The 24508-nt window shown below is 77.0% G+C and carries 17 protein-coding genes; 6 read left to right on the forward strand and 11 right to left on the reverse strand.

The window, feature by feature from the left end:
• Positions 1-55 precede the first annotated feature (55 nt).
• Positions 56-1897 (forward strand): DNA helicase RecQ, encoded by a 1842-nt coding sequence (gene recQ / locus ACZ4MO_RS05880; RefSeq protein WP_175008405.1) that lies wholly within the window; start codon positions 56-58, stop codon positions 1895-1897.
• 60 nt (positions 1898-1957) lie between these two features.
• Here the strand turns inward: recQ and ACZ4MO_RS05885 are convergent, their stop codons facing one another.
• A complete protein-coding gene (locus ACZ4MO_RS05885; protein WP_175008404.1) occupies positions 1958-2341 on the reverse strand; it encodes a tautomerase family protein in 384 nt (127 codons plus the stop codon).
• Between the two features lie 86 nt (positions 2342-2427).
• Here ACZ4MO_RS05885 and ACZ4MO_RS05890 point away from each other — a divergent pair, with 86 nt between their 5' ends.
• Positions 2428-3270 (forward strand): peroxide stress protein YaaA, encoded by an 843-nt coding sequence (locus ACZ4MO_RS05890; protein WP_175008403.1) that lies wholly within the window; start codon positions 2428-2430, stop codon positions 3268-3270.
• A 103-nt stretch (positions 3271-3373) separates the two neighbouring features.
• Positions 3374-3709, forward strand: coding sequence for a TfoX/Sxy family protein (locus ACZ4MO_RS05895; RefSeq protein ID WP_175008402.1), 336 nt, complete (start codon positions 3374-3376; stop codon positions 3707-3709).
• A 56-nt stretch (positions 3710-3765) separates the two neighbouring features.
• Here ACZ4MO_RS05895 and ACZ4MO_RS05900 read toward each other — a convergent pair whose 3' ends face one another.
• The 3 genes from ACZ4MO_RS05900 to ACZ4MO_RS05910 form a co-directional block, all read right to left on the reverse strand.
• Positions 3766-5016 carry a bifunctional RNase H/acid phosphatase gene (locus ACZ4MO_RS05900; RefSeq protein ID WP_175008401.1) on the reverse strand — a complete coding sequence of 417 codons (1251 nt, stop codon included), beginning with the start codon at positions 5014-5016 and terminating at the stop codon, positions 3766-3768.
• Positions 5013-5756 carry a CT398-like coiled coil hairpin domain-containing protein gene (locus ACZ4MO_RS05905; protein WP_175008400.1) on the reverse strand — a complete coding sequence of 248 codons (744 nt, stop codon included), beginning with the start codon at positions 5754-5756 and terminating at the stop codon, positions 5013-5015. Before ACZ4MO_RS05905 ends, ACZ4MO_RS05900 begins: the two co-directional genes overlap by 4 nt.
• A gap of 81 nt (positions 5757-5837) precedes the next feature.
• Complete coding sequence (locus tag ACZ4MO_RS05910) at positions 5838-6815, reverse strand: Nif3-like dinuclear metal center hexameric protein (protein ID WP_175008399.1); 978 nt, start codon at positions 6813-6815, stop codon at positions 5838-5840.
• 91 nt (positions 6816-6906) lie between these two features.
• Between ACZ4MO_RS05910 and ACZ4MO_RS05915 the strand changes: the two genes are divergently transcribed.
• The 3 genes from ACZ4MO_RS05915 to ACZ4MO_RS05925 are packed head-to-tail and all read left to right on the forward strand — an operon-like array spanning position 6907 to position 10462.
• A complete protein-coding gene (locus ACZ4MO_RS05915) occupies positions 6907-7353 on the forward strand; it encodes an ArsR/SmtB family transcription factor (protein WP_209829645.1) in 447 nt (148 codons plus the stop codon).
• Positions 7350-9062: a SulP family inorganic anion transporter gene (locus tag ACZ4MO_RS05920; RefSeq protein ID WP_114553951.1), complete on the forward strand. Its 1713-nt coding sequence runs from the start codon at positions 7350-7352 to the stop codon at positions 9060-9062. The genes ACZ4MO_RS05915 and ACZ4MO_RS05920 overlap by 4 nt, the downstream gene beginning before the upstream one ends.
• 17 nt (positions 9063-9079) lie before the next feature.
• Positions 9080-10462, forward strand: a complete 1383-nt coding sequence (locus ACZ4MO_RS05925) for a helix-turn-helix domain-containing protein (RefSeq protein WP_499278643.1) — start codon at positions 9080-9082, stop codon at positions 10460-10462.
• Between the two features lie 76 nt (positions 10463-10538).
• Here ACZ4MO_RS05925 and ACZ4MO_RS05930 read toward each other — a convergent pair whose 3' ends face one another.
• The 7 genes from ACZ4MO_RS05930 to ACZ4MO_RS05960 are packed head-to-tail and all read right to left on the reverse strand — an operon-like array spanning position 10539 to position 24372.
• The gene (locus ACZ4MO_RS05930) at positions 10539-12230 is read right to left on the reverse strand and encodes a bifunctional 3'-5' exonuclease/DNA polymerase (protein ID WP_175008397.1); all 1692 of its coding nucleotides are present in this window, start codon (positions 12228-12230) and stop codon (positions 10539-10541) included.
• Positions 12227-14365 (reverse strand): hypothetical protein, encoded by a 2139-nt coding sequence (locus ACZ4MO_RS05935; protein ID WP_499278644.1) that lies wholly within the window; start codon positions 14363-14365, stop codon positions 12227-12229. The genes ACZ4MO_RS05930 and ACZ4MO_RS05935 overlap by 4 nt, the downstream gene beginning before the upstream one ends.
• Positions 14362-15561, reverse strand: a complete 1200-nt coding sequence (locus tag ACZ4MO_RS05940; protein ID WP_175008462.1) for a VWA domain-containing protein — start codon at positions 15559-15561, stop codon at positions 14362-14364. Before ACZ4MO_RS05940 ends, ACZ4MO_RS05935 begins: the two co-directional genes overlap by 4 nt.
• Positions 15558-18065 carry a DUF5682 family protein gene (locus ACZ4MO_RS05945; protein ID WP_186810387.1) on the reverse strand — a complete coding sequence of 836 codons (2508 nt, stop codon included), beginning with the start codon at positions 18063-18065 and terminating at the stop codon, positions 15558-15560. The genes ACZ4MO_RS05940 and ACZ4MO_RS05945 overlap by 4 nt, the downstream gene beginning before the upstream one ends.
• Entirely contained in the window at positions 18056-19189 is a 1134-nt protein-coding gene (locus ACZ4MO_RS05950; RefSeq protein WP_175008395.1) for an AAA family ATPase, read from the reverse strand. The genes ACZ4MO_RS05945 and ACZ4MO_RS05950 overlap by 10 nt, the downstream gene beginning before the upstream one ends.
• A complete protein-coding gene (locus ACZ4MO_RS05955) occupies positions 19186-20607 on the reverse strand; it encodes a YhjD/YihY/BrkB family envelope integrity protein (protein ID WP_175008394.1) in 1422 nt (473 codons plus the stop codon). Before ACZ4MO_RS05955 ends, ACZ4MO_RS05950 begins: the two co-directional genes overlap by 4 nt.
• Positions 20608-20643: 36 nt before the next feature.
• Positions 20644-24372 (reverse strand): DUF4132 domain-containing protein, encoded by a 3729-nt coding sequence (locus tag ACZ4MO_RS05960; protein WP_175008393.1) that lies wholly within the window; start codon positions 24370-24372, stop codon positions 20644-20646.
• Positions 24373-24508: the final 136 nt, after the last annotated feature.

Consider the following 24508-nt stretch of genomic DNA (forward strand, 5'->3'; position numbering starts at 1 on the left):
GCGTGGACGGACGGGCCGGGACCGTCGTGTCGGATCTCCTCGGTAGGGTGCCTGGGTGGCCACAGCGACTGCGACCGACACTGCGACGGACACCGCGCTCGACGTGCTCCGGCGGGTCTTCGGGTACGACGCGTTCCGGGGCGAGCAGGCTGCCATCATCGACACCGTCGTCGGCGGCGGCGACGCCCTGGTGCTCATGCCCACCGGCGGGGGCAAGTCGCTGTGCTACCAGATCCCCGCGCTGGTCCGCGCGGGGACCGGTGTCGTGGTGTCACCGCTCATCGCCCTCATGCAGGACCAGGTGGACGCCCTCGCGGCGCTCGGCGTCCGCGCGGCGTTCCTCAACTCCACGCTGTCCCCCGAGGACCGCCGCGCCGTCGAGCGCGCGCTCGTGGCGGGCGAGCTCGACCTGCTGTACGTGGCACCGGAAGGACTCCGCAGCCGCGCGACCCTCGACCTGCTCGACCGGACGCCGATCGCGCTCTTCGCGATCGACGAGGCGCACTGCGTGTCCCAGTGGGGGCACGACTTCCGGCCCGACTACCTCGAGCTGTCGGTGCTGCACCGGCGCTGGCCCTCCGTCCCGCGCATCGCGCTGACGGCGACGGCGACGGCGGCCACCCGGGCGGAGATCGCCCAGCGCCTCGACCTGGAGGGCGCACGGCACTTCGTCTCCAGCTTCGACCGCCCCAACATCACCTACCGGATCGTGCCCAAGGACCGGCCCGAGAAGCAGCTGCTCGACCTGCTGCGCACCGAGCACGCCGGGGAGGCGGGGATCGTCTACTGCCTCTCGCGCGCGTCGGTGGAGAGGACTGCCGCGTCGCTCGTCGCGAACGGGATCCAGGCGCTGCCCTACCACGCAGGGCTCCCCGCGTCGGTGCGCGCCGCGAACCAGTCCCGGTTCCTGCGCGAGGACGGCCTGGTCATGGTCGCGACGATCGCCTTCGGCATGGGCATCGACAAGCCCGACGTCCGGTTCGTCGCGCACCTCGACCTGCCCAAGTCCGTCGAGGGGTACTACCAGGAGACGGGGCGGGCCGGGCGTGACGGGCTGCCCTCCACCGCCTGGCTGGCCTACGGCCTCGCCGACGTCGTGCAGCAGCGCAAGCTCATCGAGACGTCCGATGGCGATGCCGCGCACCGGCGCAACCTGGGCCAGCACCTGAACGCGATGCTCGCCCTCTGCGAGACCGTCGAGTGCCGTCGCGCCCAGCTCCTCGCCTACTTCGGGCAGGAGCACCCCGGGGGCTGCGGGTCGTGCGACACCTGCCTCGCCCCGCCCGAGGCCTGGGACGGGACGGTCGCCGCGCAGAAGGTGCTCTCGACGGTGTTCCGTCTGGAGCGCGAGCGCGGGCAGAGCTTCGGCGTCGGGCAGGTCGTCGACATCCTCCTCGGCCGGGACACGGAGAAGGTCCGCCGGTTCCGGCACCAGGAGCTGTCGGTGTTCGGGGTCGGCAAGGACCTGTCCGAGGACGAGTGGCGGGCCGTGGTGCGTCAGCTCCTCGCGCAGGGGCTGCTCACCGTCGAGGGCGCGCACGGGACGCTCGTGCTCACTGCGGGGAGCGGGGAGGTCCTGGCCCGGCGACGCGAGGTCCGGATGCGGCACGAGCCGGCTCGTCCGGTGCGGGCGGCGAAGGGACGGAAGGCGGCGGCCGCCGCCGAGCTGGCCGAGGCCGACGTCCCGCTCTTCGAGGCGCTGCGCGCCTGGCGGGCGGGCGAGGCGAAGACCCAGGGCGTGCCCGCGTACATCGTGTTCGGGGATGCGACGCTCCGCGGGATCGCGACCGCCCGGCCCGGCTCGCTCGAGCGGCTCGCGCAGGTGAGCGGCGTCGGCGAGAACAAGCTCGCCCGGTACGGCGACGCGGTGCTGGCCGTCGTCGCCGAGGCGGGTTGAGCGGCCGCGCGCCAGGCTCCGGACCGCCCGCTGCGCCCGAGGCAGGGGACGCGATGCGTGTCAGACGTCGACGCGGTACGACAGCGCGAGCTCGTCGCCGCCGACCCCGCGGATGCCCCAGTTCTCGCGCGGGCTCTCCAGGACCACGAGCTCTACGTCGTCCGCGGTCAGGCCCAGGGCGGGCGCGACGTCGTCGTACAGCGCCGCGACCAGCGCGCGCTTGGCCTCGCGCGTGCGTCCGGTGAAGCAGACGACCTCGACGACGAGGTACGCATCCGAGCGCGGGGCGACGAGGTCGTCGTCGTCCAGGAGCAGGAAGCGGTGGAACCGCTTGTCCGGCGGGAGCTGCCACGTGCGCACGAGCGCGTCGTGCAGCGCGTCGGACACCTCCCGGCGCCGCTCGCCCCACACGCTGCGCCGTCCGTAGATCTTCACCTGGGCCACGGGGCGAGCGTAGCCGTGACGCACCCCACGCCGTCGGTCCCGGTCACCCGCGGCGGCGACGTCGCGCGCGCTCGTAGAGTGACCCGGTGCTCGTGCTGCTCCCCCCGTCCGAGGGCAAGACCCCCGCGCCCGACGGCGCCCCGCCCGTCGACCTCGACGCCCTGACCTCCCCCGCGCTCACCGCGCACCGCGTGACGGTCCTCGACGCGCTCGCCGCCGCGAGCGCCCGGCCGGACGCGCACGACGTCCTGGGCACGACACCGGGGCTCGCCGAGGAGGTGCGGCGCAACACCGTGCTGCGCACGGCCCCCGCCGGTCCGGCGGCCGACGTGTACACGGGCGTGCTGTACGGCGCCGCGGACCTCGCGGGCGCGCTCGCCGCGGGCGGGGAGCCCGCGCGTCGGGCCCGCGAGGACGTGCGCGTCGTGTCGGGGCTGTGGGGCGCGCTCTCCCCCGCCGACCGGGTCCCGGCGTACCGGCTCTCCATGGCGGTGGACCTGCCGGGCGTCGGGAGGCTCGCCACGGCGTGGCGGCCGCACCTCGCCCCCGTGCTCGACGAGCGCGCGGCGGGCGACGTCGTCGTGGACTGCCGGTCCGCGACGTACGTGGGCGCGTGGAAGCCGCGGGCGTCGGGTCCGTCCGCGGCCGAGTGGGTCGCGGTGCGGGTCGTGCGCGAGCACGCCGGGAGGCGCACCGTCGTCTCGCACAACGCCAAGCACACGCGCGGCGTGCTCGCCGGGCACCTCGTGCGCCGGGAGGCGGCGGCGCCGTCGTCCGCGGCCGGGCTGCTGGACGCGGCGCGCGAGCTCGTCGGCACGGTGATCGGGACCGAGGTCGGCTCGGGCCTCACCTACCGGTTGATCGAGGCGACCCTGCACGACGCCACGACCCGCAGCGGGCCGCGCACGCTCGAGCTCGTCATCTCCTGAGCGGTCCGGACGAGCAGTCCGGACGAGCGGTCCGGCGCGGTCGTCGGCCCGGCCGGCGCGGCGCGCCGCTGCGCCGGGACGGGCGGGGGTCCACAGTGGACCCATGGCCGTCAGCCAGGACCTCGCCGACCGCGTCCGCGCGGTGCTGGCGCCCCGCGCCCCGTTCGAGGAGCGGACGATGTTCGGCGGCCTCGCGTTCCTCGTGGACGGGCGCATGGCGGTCGCGATCACCGGGGACGCCCTCATGGTCCGGGTCGGCACGGGCGGACGCACCGCCGCCCTGGAGGACGGTGCCCGGCCGATGACGATGGGCACCCGCACGGTGGCGGGGTGGGTCGTCGTCGACGGTCCGCGCCTGGCGGACCCGCGCGACCTCGACGCCTGGGTGGGTACCGGTCTCCAGGTCGCCCGCACCGCGCCTCCGAGGCCGCCGAGGTAGAGCCGTGGTCGCGACCACGGCTCTACCTCGCGCCACGGGGAGTGTCGCTCGGGGGATCAGAGGTCGCTCGGGACGCCCTGGGCGGTGAGCTCGCTCGTGCCGTCGGCCCACAGCCGCAGGATGCTCACCGACGCCGGAGGGACGCGGACGCGCGACCACTGCTCGGGCGGCGCGCCCACGGCCGTCCCGATCGCGGCCCGCACCTGGACGGCGTGGCCCACGACGACGACGGTGCAGCCCGCGGGTCCGGCGCCCGGCAGCATCGTGTCGACGAGGTCGCGCAGCCCCTGCCGGACGCGCGCGCCGACGTCGGCGGCCGACTCGCCCCCGGGGGCCGGAGTCGTCCCGGTCGTGTACCAGGCGGCCAGCAGGCCGGGCCACCCGGCGTCGACCTCCGCGGCCGTGAGCCCCTCCCACGCGCCGAAGTCCACCTCGGCGAACCGGTCGTCCGTCGTCACGGGCACCCCGAGCCGTCGGCTGACGGCGCGCGCCGTCTCCTGGGCCCGGACCATGGGCGAGGCGACGACGGCCGACGGGCGCGGCAGGTCGGGCCACGCCTGGCGCCCGATCCGGAACACCAGGTCGGCGGCCTGTGCGGCCTGTGTCCGGCCGCGCGCGGTGAGCGACGGTCCCGGCACCGACGAGCCGCTGAACGCGCCCGCGACGGTGAGCGGCGTCTGCCCGTGCCGCACGAGGACGACCGTGAGCGCGGGCGCGTCGTCGAACCGGACGGTGGCGCCCGACGGCCGGGCTGCCGTGTCGAGCGCCGCGCCCTCCGGGACGGCGGGGAGCGTCGTCGGCACGCCCTCGGGGTCGGCCGCGGTGTCCGGCACGGGGTCGGCCGCCGCCCCCGACGGGTCCGCGGGCTCGTGGTCGCGCACGACGGTCCCGCGGGTGTCCATCGCCTCGTTGGCGAGGGCGTCGGCCGCCGCGTTCTGCGCGCGCGGCACCCACTCGTAGGTGACCTGCGCGGCCGGGAGCACCGTCGCGGCCTCGGCCGCCAGGCGGCGCATGTCGTCGTGCTTGATCTGCCAGCGCCCCGACATCTGCTCGACGACGAGCCGCGAGTCCATCCGGACGGTCACGCGCGCGTCGGGGTCGATCTCCGCGGCGGCGCGCAGCCCGGCGACGAGGCCCGAGTACTCGGCGACGTTGTTCGTCGTCGTGCCGAGGTACGCGGCCCGCTCGGCGAGCACCTGGCCGGTCGCGGCGTCGCGGACGAGCGCCCCGAAGCCCGCGGGCCCCGGGTTGCCGCGGGAGCCGCCGTCGGCCTCGACGACGAGCTGCCGACCTCTCGCCCCGCTCACGCGCCGGCGCCCTCCGGCCGCACCACGATGTGACCGTAGTCCTCGAGCCGCACCACCTGGTCGGGCGCGGCCGACGTGATCGCCGCGAGCTCCGCCGGGCTCAGCGAGACGTTGAGCCCGTCGACGTGCTGGCCGCGCAGCGCGACGACGCCACGGCCGCCGTTCTGGTCGCACACGCGCTCGTAGAGCGCGAGCAGGCCCGCGTCGAGGCCGGCGACGGCGTCCGTGCGGCGGGAGGCGACCTGCGCGGCCTCGGCGTCGAGCTCCGCGTACCGGGCGTCGCGCGCGGCCACGACCTCGGCCTTGGCGGACTCGAGCTCGGCGTGCGCCGACTCGAGCTTCGCGAGGGCCTCCTCGTGCGCCTCGAGCCGCTCCATGACGTCGAGCTCGACCTCCTCGAGGACGCCCTGCCGACGCGCGAGCGACTCGAGCTCGGCGACGAGCGCCTGCGCGTCCTTCGCCCCGACCTGGCCGGAGTCCAGCCGCGACTGGTCGCGCGCGGCGCGCGTCCGCACCTGCTCGACGTCGCCCTCGGCCTTGGTCAGCTCGCGCCGGAGGTCGCTCACCGCGGTCCGCGACTCCACGAGCTTGCCGCGCAGGTCCTCGAGCTGGGCGTCGAGCTCGGCGATGCGCGCGTGCTCGGGCAGGTTCTTGCGCTGGTGCGCGAGCTGCTGGGCACGCGTGTCGAGCTCTTGGACGTCCAGCAGGCGGAGCTGGTCGGCGGGCGGTGCAGTGGCCACGGGTGGTTCCTTTCGTGGGCCCCGGGTGGGGGCCGGCGTGCGGGTCGGTGGGGACGGGTGCGGGTCGACGCGCGGCGGGCGTCAGCCCTGCGCGGTGTCGCGGGGCGGTCCGGCGTCGGCTCCGGGGTCGGCGGGTGCGGACGGGAACCGCGCCGTCCACGGGTCGGTGACGAGCGTGCTGACCCGCGTCTCCACGGCGGCGCCGGAGCGCGCGAGGACGCGCACGAGGTCCTCGGCAGCGTAGCGGAGCCACGGCCACTCCGAGGCGTAGTGCGGCACGTCGACGAGGAACGGCGTCCCGGCCCCGCCGCCGTCGAGCCGCGCGCGCTCGCGCAGCTCGGACACGGGGTGGTGGCGCAGGTCGGACGTGAGGTAGACGTCGGCCCCGCTCGCCCGCACGGCGTCGAACAGCGAGTCGCCGGACCCGCCCACGACCGCGACCGACTCGACGCGCGCGTCGAGGTCGCCCGCCACGCGCACGCCCTGCACCGTCGGGGGCAGCACCTGCGCGACGCGCTGCGCGAAGGCGCGCAACGTCGTCGGCTCCGCGAGCCGGCCCACGCGGCCGGTGCCGGTGCGCGCCGCCTCGTGCGGCGACGGCGCGGGGTGCGGCACGAGGGGGACGCGCTGGAGCAGGTCGAGCGCGTCGGCGAGGGCGTCCGCGACCCCGCGCTGCGCGGCGTCGGCGTTCGTGTGCGCGACGTACAGCGCGCACCCGCCCCGGATGAGGCGGTGCACGAGCGAGCCCTTGAAGGTCGTCGCGGCGACGGAGTGCACCGGCCGCAGGAACAGCGGGTGGTGCGTGACGAGCAGGTCGGCGCCCCACGCGAGGGCCTCGTCCGCGACCTCCTCGACGGGGTCGACGGCGAGCAGCACCTTGCGCACGGGCGCGCCCGGGTCGCCGGCGACGAGGCCGACGGCGTCCCAGTCCTCCGCCGTCGACGGCGGGTACAGCTCGTCCAGCGTCCGCACCACGCGGCCGAGCGTCGGGTGCCCCGCGCCCTCGGCCGCCGGGTCCGCAGGAGAGGTGTCGGTGCTCGGGTCGGGCGCGGCGGTCATGGCGGCAGGCTATCCCGGGCGGGCCGCCGCACGCCGCCCGCCATGGTTTGATGGATTGCGCAATCCATCATCCCGCTGCACCGGAGGACCCGTGCCCCGCCCACCCCGACCCGACGACGACGCCCCCGGCACCGACGAGACCGCTCCCCTCTACCGCATCAAGGCCGAGCTCTTCCGGTGCCTCGCGCACCCCACACGCATCCAGGTGCTCGAGGTCCTCGCCGCCGACGCCGACCACACCGCGCCCGTCTCCGTGCTGCTCGACGTCACCGGGTGCGAGGCGTCCCAGCTCTCCCAGCACCTCGCGGTGCTGCGCCGAGCGGGCGTCGTGACCTCCACGCGCAGCGGGAACGCCGTCGAGTACCGCCTCGCCGAGCCGCTCGTCGCCGAGCTCCTCGTCGTGGCGCGAGCGTTCCTGCTGTCGAACCTCGCGGGCGCGTCCGACCAGCTCGAGGCCGCGCGTCGGCTCCCGGCCCTGCCCGGCGCGTCCGCGCGCGCCGTGCTCGACGCGACCACCGCGTCGTCCCCCTCGGCATGAACCGCCTCGCCGCCGTCCGCGACCTGCTGCCCCGGCGCTCCGACTACGACCTGCGGCCCCGGACCCTGCGCGCCGACCTCCTCGCCGGCGTCACCGTGGGCGTCGTCGCCCTCCCGCTCGCGCTCGCGTTCGGCGTCAGCTCCGGGGTCGGGGCCGCCGCCGGGCTCGTCACCGCCGTCGTCGCCGGTGTCGTCGCGGCGGTCCTCGGCGGGTCGAACCACCAGGTGTCCGGGCCGACCGGAGCGATGGCGGTCGTGCTCGCGCCGGTCGTCGTCACGCACGGCCCAGGATCGGTGGCGCTCGTCACCGTCCTCGCCGGGCTCGTGGTCCTCGTCGCCGGGCTCGCCCGGCTCGGGCGGGTCGTCACGTACATCCCGTGGCCGGTCGTCGAGGGGTTCACGCTCGGGATCGCGTGCATCATCTTCCTCCAGCAGGTCCCGGCCGCGGTCGGCGTCGAGGCCGCACCCGGCCACAACACCCTGGTGTCCGCCGTGGAGGCCGTGCGCGCCGCCGTGACCGACGTACCCGCCGCCCCGGTGCTGTGGACGCTCGGCTGCGTCGCGCTCGTCGCCGCGACGATGCTGCTGCTCCCCCGCCTCCACGCGGCGGTCCCCGCGTCGCTCGTCGCGGTCGTGCTCGCCACGGTCCTCGTCGAGGTGCTCGGCGCGCCCGTCCCACGCATCGGCGCCCTGCCGTCGTCGCTGCCCGCGCCCGTCCTGCCCTCGGTGACACCCGGCGCGCTGCGCGACCTCGGCGGCGCCGCGCTCGCGATCGCCGCGCTCGCGGCGATCGAGTCCCTGCTGTCCGCCCGCGTGGCGGCGACCATGGTGCAGTCCGGGCCCGGCGGTGGCTCCGTCTACCAGCCCGACCGGGAGCTCGTCGGCCAGGGCGTCGCCTCCGTCGCCAGCGGCCTCTTCGGCGGCATGCCCGCCACCGGCGCCATCGCGCGCACCGCGGTCAACGTGCGCTCCGGCGCCCGCACGCGGCTCGCCGCCGTCGTGCACGCCGTCGTGATCCTCGCGGTCATGTACCTCGCCACCGGTCCCGTCTCGCGGATCCCGCTCGCCGCCCTCGCCGGCGTCCTCATGGTCACGAGCTTCCGGATGATCGGCGGACGCACGATCCGCTCCGTCGTCGGCGCCGGGCGCTCCAGCGCGGCCACCTTCGCCGTGACCGCCGTCGTCACCGTGGCGTTCGACCTCGTGCAGGCCATCGAGATCGGCATCCTCGTCGCCGCGTTCTTCGCGCTGCGCACCGTCGCCCGCGCCTCGGGGGTGCACCGTGACCCGCTCCCCGGCCCCGCCGAGCCGGGCGACGAGCACGTCGCGCTCTTCCGCCTCGAGGGCTCCATGTTCTTCGGCGCCGCGGACCGGGTGCTCGCCGAGGTGTCCGACGCCTCGGCGCACGACGACGTCCTGGTCGTGATCCTCCGGCTCTCCCAGCTCCGCATGGTCGACGCGACCGGCGCGAGGGCGCTCGGCGAGCTCGTCGAGGGCCTCGAGGCGCGCGGCGTGACCGTCCTCGTCAAGGGGGTGCAGGACCGGCACCGCGCGCTGCTCACGAACGTCGGCGCGCTCGCGGAGCTCCGGCACGAGAACCACCTCTTCGACTCCCTCGACGACGCGATCGAGCACGCGCGCTCCCACGTGCGTCGCGCGGCCACCGGCACGGACGTCCCGCAGGTGCGCGGGCTGCGACCGTCGAGCTGACTGCCTAGCCTGGAGCGGTGCACGAGTACGTGCGGGCCCTGCCGCCGACGCTGCCGCCCGGCGTCGTGTCGATGGTCGGGTACCGCCTGCGGACCGCGACGACGGACGGCACGCCGTCCGTCCATCGCGGCCTGCCGTCGCCGTGGCTCACGCTCGTCGTGAGCACCGCGGGCGTCGTGCCGACGGCGGTCGGACCGGACGCGGCGCCGACGCGGTACGCGTCGCTCGTCGGCGGCCTGCACACGCGGCCCGCGTACATCCACCAGCCGCCCGAGCAGGCGGGCGTGCAGCTCGCCCTCGACCCCCTCGCGTGCCGCGAGCTGCTCGGTGTCCGGGCCGGCGACCTCGGCCTCGTCGAGGACGCGGACGCGGTGCTCGGACCCGTCGCCGAGCGGTTGCGCGAGCAGGTGGCCGAGGCGGGCTCGTGGGCCGCGGCGTTCGACGTCGTGCGGGCGGCGCTCGCGACACCCGGCGGGGCCGCACCGGGCGGCTCCGCCACCCGGTGCGACGGCGTGCGCCCCGAGGTCGCGGAGGCGTGGCGGGTGCTCGTGCGGACGCGCGGGCGCGCCCGGGTCCGGGACGTCGCGCGGCACGTGGCGCTGGGCGAACGCCGTCTGGAGACCCTGTTCCGGGCAGAGCTCGGGGTGTCCCCCCGCGCCGCACGCGGGCTCGCGCGGTTCGACGCCGCCCGTCGCGCGGTGCAGCGCCTCGCCCTCGGCCGCGGTCCCCGCACGCTGGCGGACGTCGCCGCGAGCGCCGGGTACGCCGACCACTCCCACCTCGTGCGCGACTTCCGCCGGTTCGCCGGCACGACCCCGACGGGGTGGGTCCGCGAGGAGGTCGGGAACATCCAAGCCGGGGCCACACCGACGGCCCAGGCTGGGACCATGAGCATCCACGAGAGCACCCGGGACACCGCTGACCACGCCCCCGCCGCCGTGACGGCCGGGACTCCGACCGGGACGCCGACCGGGACGCCGCCCGGGACGCCGAGCCCCCAGGTCTGGCCGACCCTCCAGGCGCGCGACGCCCGCGCGCTCGTCGCGTTCCTCACCGACGTCGTCGGGTTCGTCGCGACGGCCGTCATGGCGGGCGACGACCGCGACGTCGCGCACGCCCAGCTCGACTGGCCGCACGGCGGCGGGATCATGCTCGGCAGCCACTCCCCCGAGCGGGAGTGGTCACGCGAGCCGGGGACGTGCGGCACGTACGTCGTCGTGCCCGACGACGCCGCGATCGAGGCGCTGGACGCCCGGCTGCGCGAGCGCGTGCCCGGCACGGGTGGCCGCGTCGTCGTGCCGCTGCGCGAGACCGACTACGGGAGCCGCGAGCTCGTGCTCCAGGACCCCGAGGGCAACCTCTGGTCCTTCGGCACGTACCGCGGGGAGCCGCGGCGGTGACGGCGTCGGGCGTGCTGCCCGCCGCGCGCCACCGGTCGGGCGCGGTACGCCCGGCCTCGGCTCGCCTCGCCGCGCCTCACTTCGCCTCGGCGTAGTGGTCGACGACCGCGACGGTCAGCGGGAAGTCGACCGGGAAGTCGCCGAACAGCAGGCGTCCCGCCTCGGCCGCCGCGGCGCGGACCTCGTGCGCGACCGTCTCGGCGAGCTCCGCCGGCGCGTGCACGACGACCTCGTCGTGCAGGAAGAAGACGAGGTGCGCACGGTCGGCGAACGGGGCGGGCGCCGCGCCGGGGGTCGCGGCGAGGGGCAGGTCCCACAAGCGCCGCCGGATCGACGCCAGCCAGCACAGCGCCCACTCGGCCGCGGTGCCCTGCACGACGAAGTTGCGCGTGAACCGGCCCCACGCCCGCGTGTACGACCGGGCCCGCGCCTGCGCGTCGGCCCCGGACGCGGCGTCCTCGGTGGCACCGGCGTCCTCGACCGCGTACGCCCCGTCCTGGGCGGCGTGCCACGACTCGCCGGGCCGCGGGGAGCTGCGGCCGAGGAGCGTCGAGACGACCTCGCCGCGCTCACCCGCCTGGGCGGCGCGCTCCACGAGGCCGATGGCGTCGGGGAACGCCTTCGCGAGCCGCGGCAGCACGAGCGCGCTGTCGCCCGTCGTGCCGCCGTACATCGCGCCGAGCATCCCCACCTTCGCGTGGTCGCGGGTCGCGACGGCGCCCGACGCGACGATCCCCGCGTACATGTCGCCGCCACGCCCTGCGGCGGCCATCCGCTCGTCGTGCGCGAGCCCGGCGAGCACGCGCGGCTCGAGCTGCGCGGCGTCGGCCACGACGAGCCTCCAGCCCGGGTCTGCGACGACGGCGCGCCGCACCTGCTTCGGGAGCTGCAGCGCTCCCCCGCCGCTCGACGCCCACCGACCCGTGACGACCCCGCCCACGACGTACTCGGTCCGGAACCGGCCGTCGTGCACCCAGGTGTCGAGCCACGCCCAGCCGTTCGCCGTGAGGAGCCGCGCGAGCTTCTTGTACTCGAGCAACGGCTCGACGACGGGGTGGTCCGTGCGCTCGAGCTCTCCCTTGCGCAGGGACCGCACGCCGACGCCCGCGTACTGCAGCGCCTTGAGCAGGTCGGGGTGGGAGTCGGGGTTGAGCGTGGGTGGCGCGTCGAGCGCGGCGCGGATGCGCGCGACGAGCTCCTCCATGCGCGCGGGCCGCTCTCCCGGCCGGGGCCGCGGCCCGAGCTCGCCGCTGAGGATCGCGTCGTGCACGTCGGCGCGCCACGGCACGCCCGCGTGGTGCATCTCGGCGGCGACGAGCGCGCCCGCGGACTCGCCGGCGAGCAGCAGGCGCAGCCGTCCGGCCGCGTCCGGGCCCTCCGCGGCGGCGACGGTCGCGAGCTGGTCACGGAGCTCCGCGACCGGGTCGAGCCGCACGCTCGGGCCGTCCTGCGCGCCGAGCTCGAACAGCCCGACGGGCTGCGGCGGCATGGACGGGTCGCGCCCGGCCGGCACCGCGGCGAGCTCGTCCCACGGCCCGGGGTCGCGCCGCGCGAACGGCGTGCCCGCGACGAGCCGCGAGCGCCGCAGGAGCACGTGGGACAGACGCAGGTCGTGCGACCGCTCCACGCGTCGCCCGGCCGCGAGCAGGGGCGGGTACCACCGGTTCGTGTCGTCCCAGGTCTCGCGGACCGGGTCCGGCGGCCCGTCCGCGACGTGCTCCACCCGGGCCCGTCCCGGCGAGCCGACGTGGACCGCGTACGCGCTCACGCGCCCGCCTCCCGCGCTCGGGGCCCAGGGTCGGGCGCGGCGGCGACGGCGCGCGCGAGCGTCCGGCCCCGGGCGGCGACGAAGCCGGCACGCAGGAGCCCGGCCGCGTCGGGCGCGTGCGCGACGAGCCCGACCGTGGTGGCGAGCGTCGTCGCCCCGAGATCGTCCGCGGTGCGCGCGGCGCGCGCGAGCGCGCTCGCCTGGTGCGGCGTGAGGTGCCGACGCCCCGTCGCGGCGAGCGCCACGACCGTGTCGAGCAGCGTGTCGCACACGTCCTCGACGGGCGTGGGCACGACCACGTCCCGCGCGTGCGTGCCCGCACGCCCGCGCAGCGACCGGGCGCGCGCCCGGAGCCGGGCCCACGGGGGCGACCACGCCCGGTGGTCGTACGCCGGCGTCAGCGTCGGGACGACGACGTCGAGGCCCTCGCCCGGGCGGTCGACGAACAGGCCGACGGCCTCGTCACGCCGCGACGCCAGGTCGCGCTCGAGGGCGACGGCGACCACGCGCCGGCTCCCCGCCGCGACCCCGAGCAGGGTGTCGCACGCCGCCTCGTCCGCGGCGTCGACGCGCACGACCGTCTCCGCGCCGTCCGCCGCGACCAGCGTCCAGGTGAGCTCCTGCGCGACCTCGTCGAGCCCGATCGCCCCCGCCTCACGCACCATGACGACCCGCACGACGGCGGGCGTCCGCCCGAACCCGGCCTCGGCCCGCGGCGGGGTCGTCGCGGTGCGGGCCGCGACGTCGCGGAGCTCGTCGGCGTCGAGCACCCCGAGCGGCTCGACGGCGGGCCCCTCGCCCGCGCGCAGCCCCGTGCCCGCGCGCTCGGTCGCGCCGCGGAGCGCGAACGGGCCGCGGCACAGCGCCTCGACCGACCGGCCCCAGACGAGCGGGAGGTCCCACGAGCGCCGGAAGGTCGGGTCGGCGCCCGGCGGACGGCCGGTGGTGACCGACCGGACGCGCCCGGCGTCCGCGTCCCACAGGTGCACGGTCACCCCGCGCGCGCCCGACGCCGCGACCCACCAGCGCGCACCGAGCGGCACGACCCGGGCCAGGTCGGTCGTGCGCTCGTCGGGCGTGCCGGCGTCGGGCGGCGGGTCCGCCTGCACGTACGCCCACAGCTCGGCCAGGGCCAGGAGGCAGTCCGTCTCGTCCACCGCGTCGCGGCGGTCCACGAGCGCCTCGAGCCGTCCGACCGCGGACGTGACGAGGCGCTGGACCGCGGGCCGTCGGCCGAGCCGCGCGACCACGCCCGCACCGCGCAGCTCCTCCAGGTCGTCGCGGCCCACGTGCGAGAGCCCGGCGTCGAGCAGCCGCTCGACCGCGCGCACGACCTCGTCGGCCACCGCTCGTGCCTCCGGGACGCCCGTGGCGCGGGGCGCGGTCGCGGCCCGCTCGGGCCAGGGCCACGGACGGTCGTGCGCGCGCCACACGTGCGCGAGCGCCTCCAGCCGCCAGCGGCGCTCTTCCGCGTCGCTCCACGCCGTCCCCTCGCGGGCCACGAGCATGCCCGCGAACCCCGCCCCCACGACGTAGGTGACGCGTGGCGCGCCCGGCCACGAGACCACCGCGCGCGGGCCGTCGACCACCACCTCCACGGGAGGGCCGCCGACCGCCGCCTCCACGAGGAGACCTTCGACCGCCGCCTCCGTGGGGAGACCGTCGACCGTCGCCCCCGCGGGAGGGCGGGGCGCCGTCTCGGCGACCGCCCGCACGACGGCGGCGCCCGCGGCGCGGTGCACGACGCGCGGGTCGAGCGCGAGGATCTCGGCCACCGGGTCCGGGGCGGGAGCGGACGCCGCCGCGCCGTCACCTGCCGCGGCGGGAGTCTCCGCGGGCGCGGAGCCTGCCTCCCGCACCCACAGGCTCGCGGCCACGACGTGCTGGCACGCGCCCGGCGTCGGGCACGCGCACCGCGCCTCGGCAGGACCACCCGCATCGAGCTCGACCTGCATCCCGCCCACGGACACCGCGACGCCGTCGGGGCGCGCCTCGACCGGCTCGACCCGCCCGGCGGCGACGTCCTTGCGGGCGCGCCGGACGAGGCCCGGGCTCGCGAGGGTGGCGAGCGCGGCGTCGTCGTACCCCAGGTACACCGCGGCCCACGCACCGAGCCCGGCGGCGTCCCCGCTCACGGGAGCACCTCGCCCAGCCACCCGGCGAACCGCTCCGGCGTCAGCGCCGCGATCTCCATGCCCTGCTCCGCGAGCCTGCGGGCGACGCCGCGGTCGTACGCCGGGTTCGCCTGCCCGTCGAGGGCCGCGACCCCGAGCAGCCGGACGCCCGACGCGTGCAGGCGCCCCACCGCGGACACGAGCTGGGACACTGAGCCACCCTCCTCGAAGTCGCTGACGAGCGCGACGACGGTGCGCCGCGGGTCGCGCACGTGCTGCTCCGCGTACCGCACGGCGCGCGCGATGTCGGTCCCGCCGCCGAGCTGCGCGGTGAGCAGCACCGTCACCGGGTCGTGCGCGAGGTGCGACATGTCGACGACCGCCGTGTCGAACAGCACGAGGCGGACCGTGATCCCGGGCAGCCCCGCGAGGATGCCCGCGCTCACCGCGCTGTAGAGCACCGAGGCCGCCATGGACCCCGACTGGTCGACGAGCAGCACGACGTCGTACGACAGCGCTCTGCGCCGCCGCGCCGAGAACCGCAGGTCCGTGACGAGCAGGCGCTTGCGCTCCGGGTCCCAGCGGCCGAGGTTGGCGCGGACGGTCCCGGCGGCGTCGAACGTACGGCTCGACCGCACGAACGACCGGCGGGACCGGTCCCGGCGACCGTCGACGGCCGTCACGAAACGGGGGCGCAGGCGGCGCACCACGTCGTCGACGACCCGCGCGACGATCCGTCGCAGCCCGTCCTGCACCTGCGGCCCGAGCCTGCCCCGCACGCGCAGGAGCGCCGACGCCAGCTCCGTGCTCGGCTCGACGGCCTCGACCGCCTGCGGGTCGGCGAGCAGCTCCGTCATGCCGTACCGGCCGACCGCCTCGACCTGCATGCGCTCGAACGTCTCGCGCGGGAACAGCTCGCGCGCCGACCCCAGCCAGTCGAGCCCCTCGACGACCGACCCTCCGCGGCCACCTCCGCGGCCGCTCCTCCCACCGCCGTCCGGCCCGCCGCCGCTGCCGTGCCGGTGGCCGCGCGCGGTGTACTCGCGGTCGTAGAGGTGCCCGAGCGTGCGGTCGATCGCCTGGTCCGACGGCGCCACGGGCAGGGCGTCGCCCGCGTACCGGCCCAGCACGAGCCGCCAGCGCCGCGCGGCCTCCCGGTCGTCCGCGCGGACGTCGGCACGGACGTCCGCGCCGAGGCCGTCGCCGACCGCGGTCACGAGACGCTCCCGCGCGCCCACGCGCCGAGCCCGTCCCGCTCGAGGACCGCGACGAGCTCGCGCTCCACGACGAGCCCGGCCCGCAGGTCGTCCTCCGACACGTCCACGCGCCGGTCGAGCGCGTCCGCGCGCGTCCCGGTCCGGGCGGCGACGCGCTCGGCGAGCCGGTGCGTCTCGGTGGGCCGCAACCACGCGAACGCGCGGCGCAGGTCCGGCAGGACCGCGCGGAACGCGTCCTCGTCGAGGCCGCGCAGACCCTCGTCGACCGCGTCGAACAGCTCGGGCGTGTGGAGCAGCAGGTCCGGGGCCGCGCGCAGGACCCCGCCGAGGAACGCCGTCGCGGCCACCGGGTCCGCCCCCGGCGCCAGCTGGGCGCGCACGCGCTCGACGAGCCCGTTCTCGCCGGGCCGGTCACCCAGCTCGTCGTCGACGGCGGCGAACGCGGTGAGCGCACCGCGCACCGCCGGGGAGGCGTCGGCGTCCTCGCGCACGCGCGCGAGCGCCTGCCCCACCGCGGTGGGCGCCGAGCCCGGACCCTCCCGGCCCGCGCCGCGCACGTCGCGCACCAGAGACCGCAGCGCGACGAGGCACGCCAGCGCGTCGTCCTGCGTCGTCGCGTCGGCCGCCGCGAGGTCCGGGACCAGGTATGCGGACGTGGCCAGCCCCTGCTCCGCGAGGTCGAGCAGGGCCTCCGCGTGGTCGCCCAGCTCGAGCTCGACGCGTGCCCGCCACAGCCCCACGAGCCGCCGCATGCCGGCGACGACCGACGCGAGCGACGGGTCCACGTCGAGCGTCGACCGCACGAGCGCGACGAGCGGGTGCAGACGATCCGGCAGCCCGACGACGACGCACTGCGCGACGAGGCGTGCGACGGCGTCGCTCGAGCGCTCCTCGCGCGCCCGGTCGCGCGCGTCGTCGAGCAGCGCGACCGCGACCGCCTCGAGCGTCGCGCCACGGTGGGAGAGCTCGACGAGGCGCGCCTCGACGAGCGGTGTCCAGGCGTACGTCCACTCCTCCAGCACGAGGCCCAGCCCGCGGCCCGCGACGTGGTCGGGGCCGGACACCCGGCGGGCGAGCCCCAGGTCGAGGAACGCGCACAGCGCGAGGAACCGGCGCCGGTGGCGGTGCGCGGCACGACGGCGGGCGTCGAGCCGCACGGTGCGCGGCACGGCGTCGGACACGTCGAGGCGCAGCGCCCGCGCACGTGCCCGTGCCTCCTCGACGAGCGGCGGGGCCGCGCCGCCCGGGGCGACGTCCCCGAGCGCGCGCCCGGCGAAGATCTCGGCGACCGCGAGGCCGAGCGGGCGGTCGCCCGCGGCGTCCAGGTCGTCCGGGTCCTTCACGTAGCAGGAGGTGATCGCGTCGAGCAGGTCGGTGCGGCACGGCCAGGGCCGTTCGCGCAGGACCGCGAGCCGGTGCGCGTGCTCGACGGCGGCCTGGGACTGCGCGACGCTCACGAGCGCCCCGCGCTCCGACGCCCCACGCCCGACGTCGACGAGCACCCCGGTCGCGGCGGCAGCGGGCCCGGCCGCGTCGTGGTGCGCGGACCAGAGGCGGTCGTAGTAGCCCGGCGCGGGCATGCCTGCGCCGTACCCCCGCAGGGCGTCGAGCCGCTCGTCGTCGTAGCGGACGAGCCACGCGGGGGCCTCGGCGAGCGCGCCGTACCCGTCCGCGGGGCGCCGCGCCGCGACCGCCGCGCCGTGCTCGCTCCCGACGAGCGCCTCCACGAGGGCGAGCGTGTGGAACGCCCCCGTGACGACGACGACCGGCCCGTCCGCGCGCGCCGCGTGCTCCGCGACGCGCGCGGACATGCGCGCCTCGCGGTCGAGCGAGCCGTCGGCGGCGAGCGCCTCCTCCTCGTAGTCGAGCCGTGCGAGCGCGGCCCACGCGAACACGTCGTCGACGAGCTCGCGCCAGTCCTGCAGGCGCGCCGTCTCGCGCGCCTCGAAGAGGTGGTCCCACAGCTCGTCGTGGTCGCGGCACCCGAGCCGCTCCGCGAGCCGGGCGACCGTGCGCGAGTACGCGAGGTGGCGCTCCGCGAGGACGGTGCGCGCGGCGGCCTCCCGCTCGTCGTCCTCCTCGGCCGCCCGCTCCCCCCACGGGGAGTCGACGAACGCGAGCTCCGCCCCCGCCGCGTGGCCCGCGCGCAGCGCGACCCACTCCGGCGAGTACCGCGCGAGCGGGTAGAAGCCCGCGGCCCGCGCGCCGCCTCCCGCGGCGTCCGCGGGATCGCCCGCGAGGCTGAGGACCGCGACGGGCGGGACCGTCCGCTCGTCGAGCAGCGCGGGCAGCAGGCGCGTGTACTCCTCGGGTCCCTCGACGAGCACGACGGACGGCCGGACCTCGGCGACGAGCGCGGCCACCGCGACCGCGCACGCAGGGCTGTGGTGGCGCACCCCGACGAGGTGCACGCCGTCGCGCTCGCGCAGCAGCGCGAGGTCGTGGGCCGCCTGGCGCAGCCGCGGCGGCGCGGCGTCCCACGCGGCGCGCAGGGCTACCGCCACAGGTCGCCCGCCGCCGTGAGGAAGTCCTTCCAGCGCGCGTCCGACCGCGCACGTTCCCGCACGACGTTGTCCACGTAGTGCCGCAGCCGCCGTGCGTCCTCCTCGTCGCCCTTGAGCGCGACCCCGCCCACCTGGCGAGCGACCTGCCCCGCCGTGACCGTGCCGTCGCCGAGGTAGCGCGCCTCGAGCGACGCCGCGATCGCGACGTTCACCGCCTCCGCCGTCGACATGACGGTCTCGGGGCGCTTGACCGGTGCGCCGCTCGCCGTCGTGCCGGTGCGCAGGTCCTGGAACACGGTGACGAGCACCTCGAGCACGTCGCGGTCGAGCACGGGCCGGTCGGCGGCGGGCCCGAGCTCCGCGGTGAGGCGCGTCTCGACGAGCTCGATCTCGAACGCGCGGTCGCGGATCGGCGCGACCGTCTCGAAGTTGAAGCGCCGCTTGAGCGCGGCCGACATCTCGTGGACCCCGCGGTCGCGGAGGTTCGCGGTGGCGAGCACGTTGAACCCGGGCCGCGCCGCGACGCGGGCGTCGGCGCCGAGCTCGGGGACCATGAGCTGCTTCTCGGAGAGCACGGACACGAGCGTGTCCTGGATCTCCGGGGCGCAGCGCGTGATCTCCTCGAACCGCGCGACGCGCCCGCTCTCCATCGCGCGGTAGACGGGCGACGGGACGAGCGAGCGCTCGCTGGGTCCCTCCGCGATGAGGAGCGCGTAGTCCCACGAGTACCGCACGTGGTCCTCGCTCGTGCCCGCGGTGCCCTGCACCGTGAGGGTCGACGTGCCGCTCGCGGCCGCCGCGAGCAGCTCGGACAGCAGGGACTTCGCCGTGCCGGGCTCGCCGACGAGCATGAGGCCCTGCCGGCCGAGCAGCGACACGACCGCGCGGTCGACGAGCGGGTCGTCGCCGAAGAACTTGCGGCTCACGCCCAGCTCCCGGTCGCCCACGACGAACGCCCGCACGGCGCGCGGGCTCAGGCGCCAGCCCGGCGGGACGTCGGCCCCGCGCCGGGCGTCGGCGTCCGCGAGCGCCGCGAGCTCGTCGGCGTACCGGACCTCCGCCGGCGGTCGCAGCTCCGCGAGCGCCGGGGGCGCCTGCTCGTCACCGGTGGTCGTGCTCGTCACCCGGGCTCCTCCTCGGTCCGGTCGCGGGCACCGTGCCCGTGGTCCTGCAGGTCAGCGTAGGAGCCGCGTCCCACACGGCCGGCGCCGGTGCGCCGGGGACGGTCGTCGACAGGTCCGGCGGGCGCGGCCGACGTCGTGGCGCCCTGGCCGCCGGCCCACGACCCGCCCGTGGCCCGACCCGCCGGGACCACGCGGTGCGGGTCGGCCTCCGCGTTCACGACGCCGCCCACGAGCACGACGATGCTCGTGAGCCAGCCCCACAGGACCCCGGCGAGGACGAGGCCGAGCATCTGCCCGGCCGCCTGGACGACCGCCGTCGTCCCGGCCTCCGTGCCCGGCGCCGCCGGTCCCGCGAGCCGGACGTAGAGCCCGAACCCCCACGACACGAGCAGGACGCCGCCCGTCCCGACGGCCGCGCCCGGCAGGCACCGCCGCCACGACGTGTCGACGTTCGGTGCGTACCGGTAGAGCAGCGTGAGGTACGCGCCGCACACGAGCACCACCGTCGGCCAGCGCAGCACGTCCCACGTCTGCCGGAACGCGGCGTCGAGACCGAGCCGCTCGGCCAGGTCGGTCCCGTCGCCCAGGAGCGGGCCGACCACGACGAGCGCGACGACGGACACCGCCGTGACGATCGCGCCGAGGGCGAGCGCGACCCCGAGCACGTACTGCGCCACGACCCCGCGGCGCCGCTCGACGCCGTACGCGTCGTCCAGCGCACGGACCGCGGCGCGGAAGACGCGGCTCGCGAGCCAGAGCGCCACGAGGAAGGACCCGACGGCGAACCCGGTGCGCTGCTCGTCGAGCAGGCTGTCGACGAGCGGCGCGACGACGGAGGTCGACACGTGCTCGGCGAACACCGTGGTGAGCCCGCCGACGATCGACGAGCGGATCGAGTCGACGGTGTCGTCGCCGAGGAGCGGGCGCAGGAATCCGAGGCTGGACCCGACCGCGGTCGTCAGCGGGATGAGCGAGATGAGCCCGTAGTAGGACATCTCGGCGGCGAGACCCGTGACGCGGACCCCGGCGACGCGGAACGCCGAGCGGGCGGCGACGTCGGCGACGCGCACGCCCCGCACGCGCGGTCCGGTGCGCGCCGCGGCCGCGAGCACGCGGTCCTGCCACGGCACGCGGCCCGCCGCGCGCTCGCGCCGCCGCACCATCCACGGGCGGACCACCGCGCGCGCGCACCACGTCCCCGCCGCGACCGCGCCGGCCGCGGCGGGCACGCTCGCGAGCGCGCCGAGCGCCCGCGCCCCGCCGTCGTCCGCGGCGACGGCCACCACGACGACGACCGCCCCGACGCCCGCGAGGGCGAGCAGCGTCGACGTCGCCGTGCTCACCGTGGACCGGACTGTCGGCGACCGGCGCGCGAGCACGGCCACGAGCAGCCAGGCGAGCGTCGCGACGACGATCACGGGGCGGCGCCGTCGCTCACGGGAGCGTCCGCCGGGTCACCACTGGCTCTTCCGCTCCCAGTCGGGGTCGAACGACCCCGCCCCGGCCACCGCCACGTAGTCGCGGTACGCCTCCGCGACGAGGACGGGCGGCAGGTCCGCGATCCGCGCGGTCCCCCGCCCGGAGCCGCGACCCGTCCGCTCGAACGTCAGCGCCGTCACCGCGGCCGGGATGTTCTCCTCGGGGACGAACGACCCCGTGAACTCGATCTGCACGACGATCCCCGCGCTCGTGAAAGCCTTGGTGTACGCGCTGAACCACCCGGCGTCCTCGGCCTGCGAGCGGGAGTAGCCGCGCTTCGTCGCACGCCCGCGGATGGAGAAGCTGTCGGAGAACCAACCCTTGTGGTCGTCGATCGCCGTCGCTCCCGCGGGGACGTCGGGCGTCGCGACGTCGAGCTGCGCGAAGAGCGGGGCGACCTCGTAGTCCGACAGGTGGGCCGTCCAGGCGGCCGTCGCCTCCGGACCGAGCAGGACGGCGTGCGCGAGCCCGACCGTCGACCCCTCCCCGAGCTCCACGTCCTCGTCGTCGGCGTCCACGAGCGCGCCGCCGTCGGGCCGGAACGGGCGGGCACCCTCCGTCCCGGGGTTCTCGACCCAGACGAGCCGCTCGACGAGCCGCGACATCACGGGGTGACCGAGGAGGTACTCCTGCCACTCCGAGGCCGTCCAGGTGCGGCCCACGCACATCGCCTCGTAGAGCCGCTGGGTCTGCAGGGCGACGACGGCCTTGAGCTCCTTGCGACTCGCGGTGAGCTGCTTCTTGGCGGCCGCGACGAGCTCGGGGTCGTCCTGCGCCCGGGGTGCCGGGAGCGCCTTGACCACCTTCCCGGCGTCGCTCGTGAGCTCGAGCGTGAACGCGGGGGTGATGCGCCCGAGGTACTCCCGGGAGCCGAGGTCGAGGTGGAGCAGCCCGTCGTCCTCGAAGCCGGCGGTCTGGACGGTGCGGTCGGCGAGCTGGTCCGCCGTCCAGCCGCGCCGCTCCGCGAGCTCGCCCGCGAGCCGCTGCGCGGTCTCCTGGACCGTGGCCTGCCGGAACCGCCGCGAGACGGCGAGGAGCTCCTGGATCGCGGCCGGCTGCCCGTTGGCGGCGAGCGCGTGCACGAGCGCCTCGGTCTGCGCGCGGCGCCCGACGTGCGCCTTCGCGTAGCGCTGGAACGTCGCGGCGAGCTCGGCGCCGGGCATCGCGACGGTCAGGGCGAGCAGACCCTTGTCCTTGACCGCCGAGCCGACGTACGTGGCCTGGTGCTCGCGGTACAGGTCGCGGTGATGGTCCTCGACCGTCTTGGACGCCTCGACCGAGTAGTGCTCGGGCGAGCGCTTGGCCCACGCCTGGTACTGGTCGTACCGCAGCTGGGCACCGGCCGTCGCGTACGCGTCGCTCTCCTGCGGCGAGGGGTTGCGCGTGTCCTGCGCGACCCACGCCGCGAGCACGTGGCTGCCGAGCCGGGCGCGGTCCTCCTCCTGGAGCAGCGACAGGTACCGCTCCAGCAGCCCGGCACCGCTCGGGTCCTTGAGCTTGACCGCGAGCACGACCCACCAGCGCAGGACCGTCGGGTCCACGGGCGAGCCGTCCGCCGCCCAGCGGGCCGCGGGCAGCGCGTCGAGGTCGAACCACGCCATGCTGACGGGCTTCTTCGCGCGCAGCCCCTTGGTCGCCTCCGCGAGCAGCGCGTCGGGCGCGAGGTCGGCGGAGATGTCCTCGCCGAGCGCCTCCAGCGCCGTGAGGAGCGCGGCGCGCACGACCTCGCTGCGCTCCTTGCCCAGCGCGGCGCGCAACGCGGGCACCGCCTCGACGTCGCCGAGCCGGGCGAGCCACTCCGCCGCGCTGCGGCGCACCTCGGACCGGCCGTTGCCCAGGCCTTGCTCCGCCAGCCCTCGCACTCCGGGGTGCGTGCTCAGGGCCGCCTGCGCCGTCGCGCGATAGGTACGCCCCTCGCCGAGCGCGAGCTCGGTCAGGCGCGGCAGGAACCGGCGCGGGACGTGCGGGAGCTGCGCGAGCACCGCGAGCGCCCGGGCGGGCTTGGAGCTGCCGTACGTGCGCTCGCGGTCGTCGAGCGCCGCGGCGAGGCGGTCGAGGTGCCCCGCGTAGTAGGGCCACGCGTTCTCGGGCGTCACCGTGTCGGTCGCCCACCACGTCGAGAAGTACAGCTCGTCGACCAGCGCCCCGGCGTCGTCGCGTCCGACGCGCCGCAACGCCTCGTCGAGGACGCGCAGGTCGACGTCGAGCAGGTCGCCCTCGTGAAGCCGGTACCAGCCGAACCGCTCGTTGCGACCGCGCCCCTCGTTGCCCTGCAGCCGTAGCCGGTGCAGGAGCGTGATGTCCGGGAGGCGCGAGAAGACGCCCGGCGCGGACAGCCGCCGCATCGCGACGCCGCCGGGGCGCCGGGTGCTCGTCCCGGAGAGGAACGCCGCGAAGGCCCGGATGTCCTCGTCGGTGATGCCCGGCAGCTCCTTGAGGTCCTGCTCGACGGTCAGACGGCGCCACCGCGGCCACCCGTCGTCGTCCTTCTTCCCTGCGTGCGCCGCCTGGTCGGCGCGGGCGCGCTCGAGGACGGTGTCGATCGCGGACCGCGCAGCCCGCACGACCTCGTCGCCGAGCACGGTCTCCGGCAGCGGCTCGAAGGGCGGCACGTCGATCTCCGGCTCGTCCTCCTGTGCGGCGTCGAGCACACGGGCTCGCTCGACGGTGTCGCGCAGCAGCGTCGCCCGGGCGCCCGTCGACCGCTCGGCCGCGTCCTCCAGGGCGGCCAGGCCGCCGTCGACCTGGGCGAGCCGCGTGACCACGGCACCGAGCCGCGAGGCCGGGAGCGACGTGAGGAGAGGGGCGAGGAGCTCGCGCTGCTGCGCCGCGGGGAGCGGGACGAGCGCGGCGACCGCCGCCTCGCGCACCGTCTTGCTCGTGTCCGCGGCGAGCACGGCGAGCAGCGGGGCGAGCGACTCCGTCGCCGCCGGGTCCGCCGCGACGAGGGCCACGAGCTCGCCGCGCCCCGCGGCGCTCACCCCCGGCAGCACCTGCGTCGCGAGGTCCAGGTGCGCGACGACGAACTCTCGCGCCGGGTCGCCCAGCAGCGCCGGGCCCAGGTGCCGCGACGCCCAGCCGGCCGACGCCGGCCGCTCGAACAGCTCGCGCAGCACGACCGCCGGCGCGTCCGCCTCCGGCACGCCGCCCTCGACCGCGAGGGTCACGAGCAGGTCCGGCGTCCAGCGGTCGGGCGCGCCCTTGCCGTTCTTGCCGTGGCGGCGCTCGTTCGCGCGCCGCGACATGTCGTTGACGAGCGTCGTGAGCCAGCGCGGGTCCGACGACCGCTCACGGTCCACCTCGGACGAGACCGCGCTGAGCACCCTGCCGAGGCGCACGAGCTCCGGGACGGTGACGGAGTCCGACAGCGTGTAGAGGTTGGAGCGCGCGGTGACCGCCTTGGCGGACGTCCACCCCGGTACGGCGGCCTTCAACCGGTCGTCCTGGGTAGGGGTCGTCCACGAGTAGACCCCGGACTGGCCGGGACGGCCGAGGAGGGCCTCGACGTCGCCGCCCCGCAGCGTCTCCAGCTCGAGCAGCACCTCCGGCCCCTCGCCCCGGTGCACGTACGCGACCGCACGGTCCGCGAGCTCCGGCGACGCGACAGCGAGCACCTTCAAGGCGTCGACGAGCCGAGCGCTCGGGCGGTCGACTCCCGTCTGCCCCTCGTCACGCCGGAACAGACCCTTGACCTTCTCGAGCACCCTCTACCTCACCGTCACGTCGTCGCTGCTGGTGGGCCCGATGCTAGGGGTGGCCGCCGACATGGCGCGCTGCCCGCCTCCGGGCGACGCGCGCCCCGTCCGGGCGAGGCACGGGCGTGCCCGGCGGGCAAGGGAG

Source organism: Sphaerisporangium cinnabarinum (assembly GCF_055567015.1).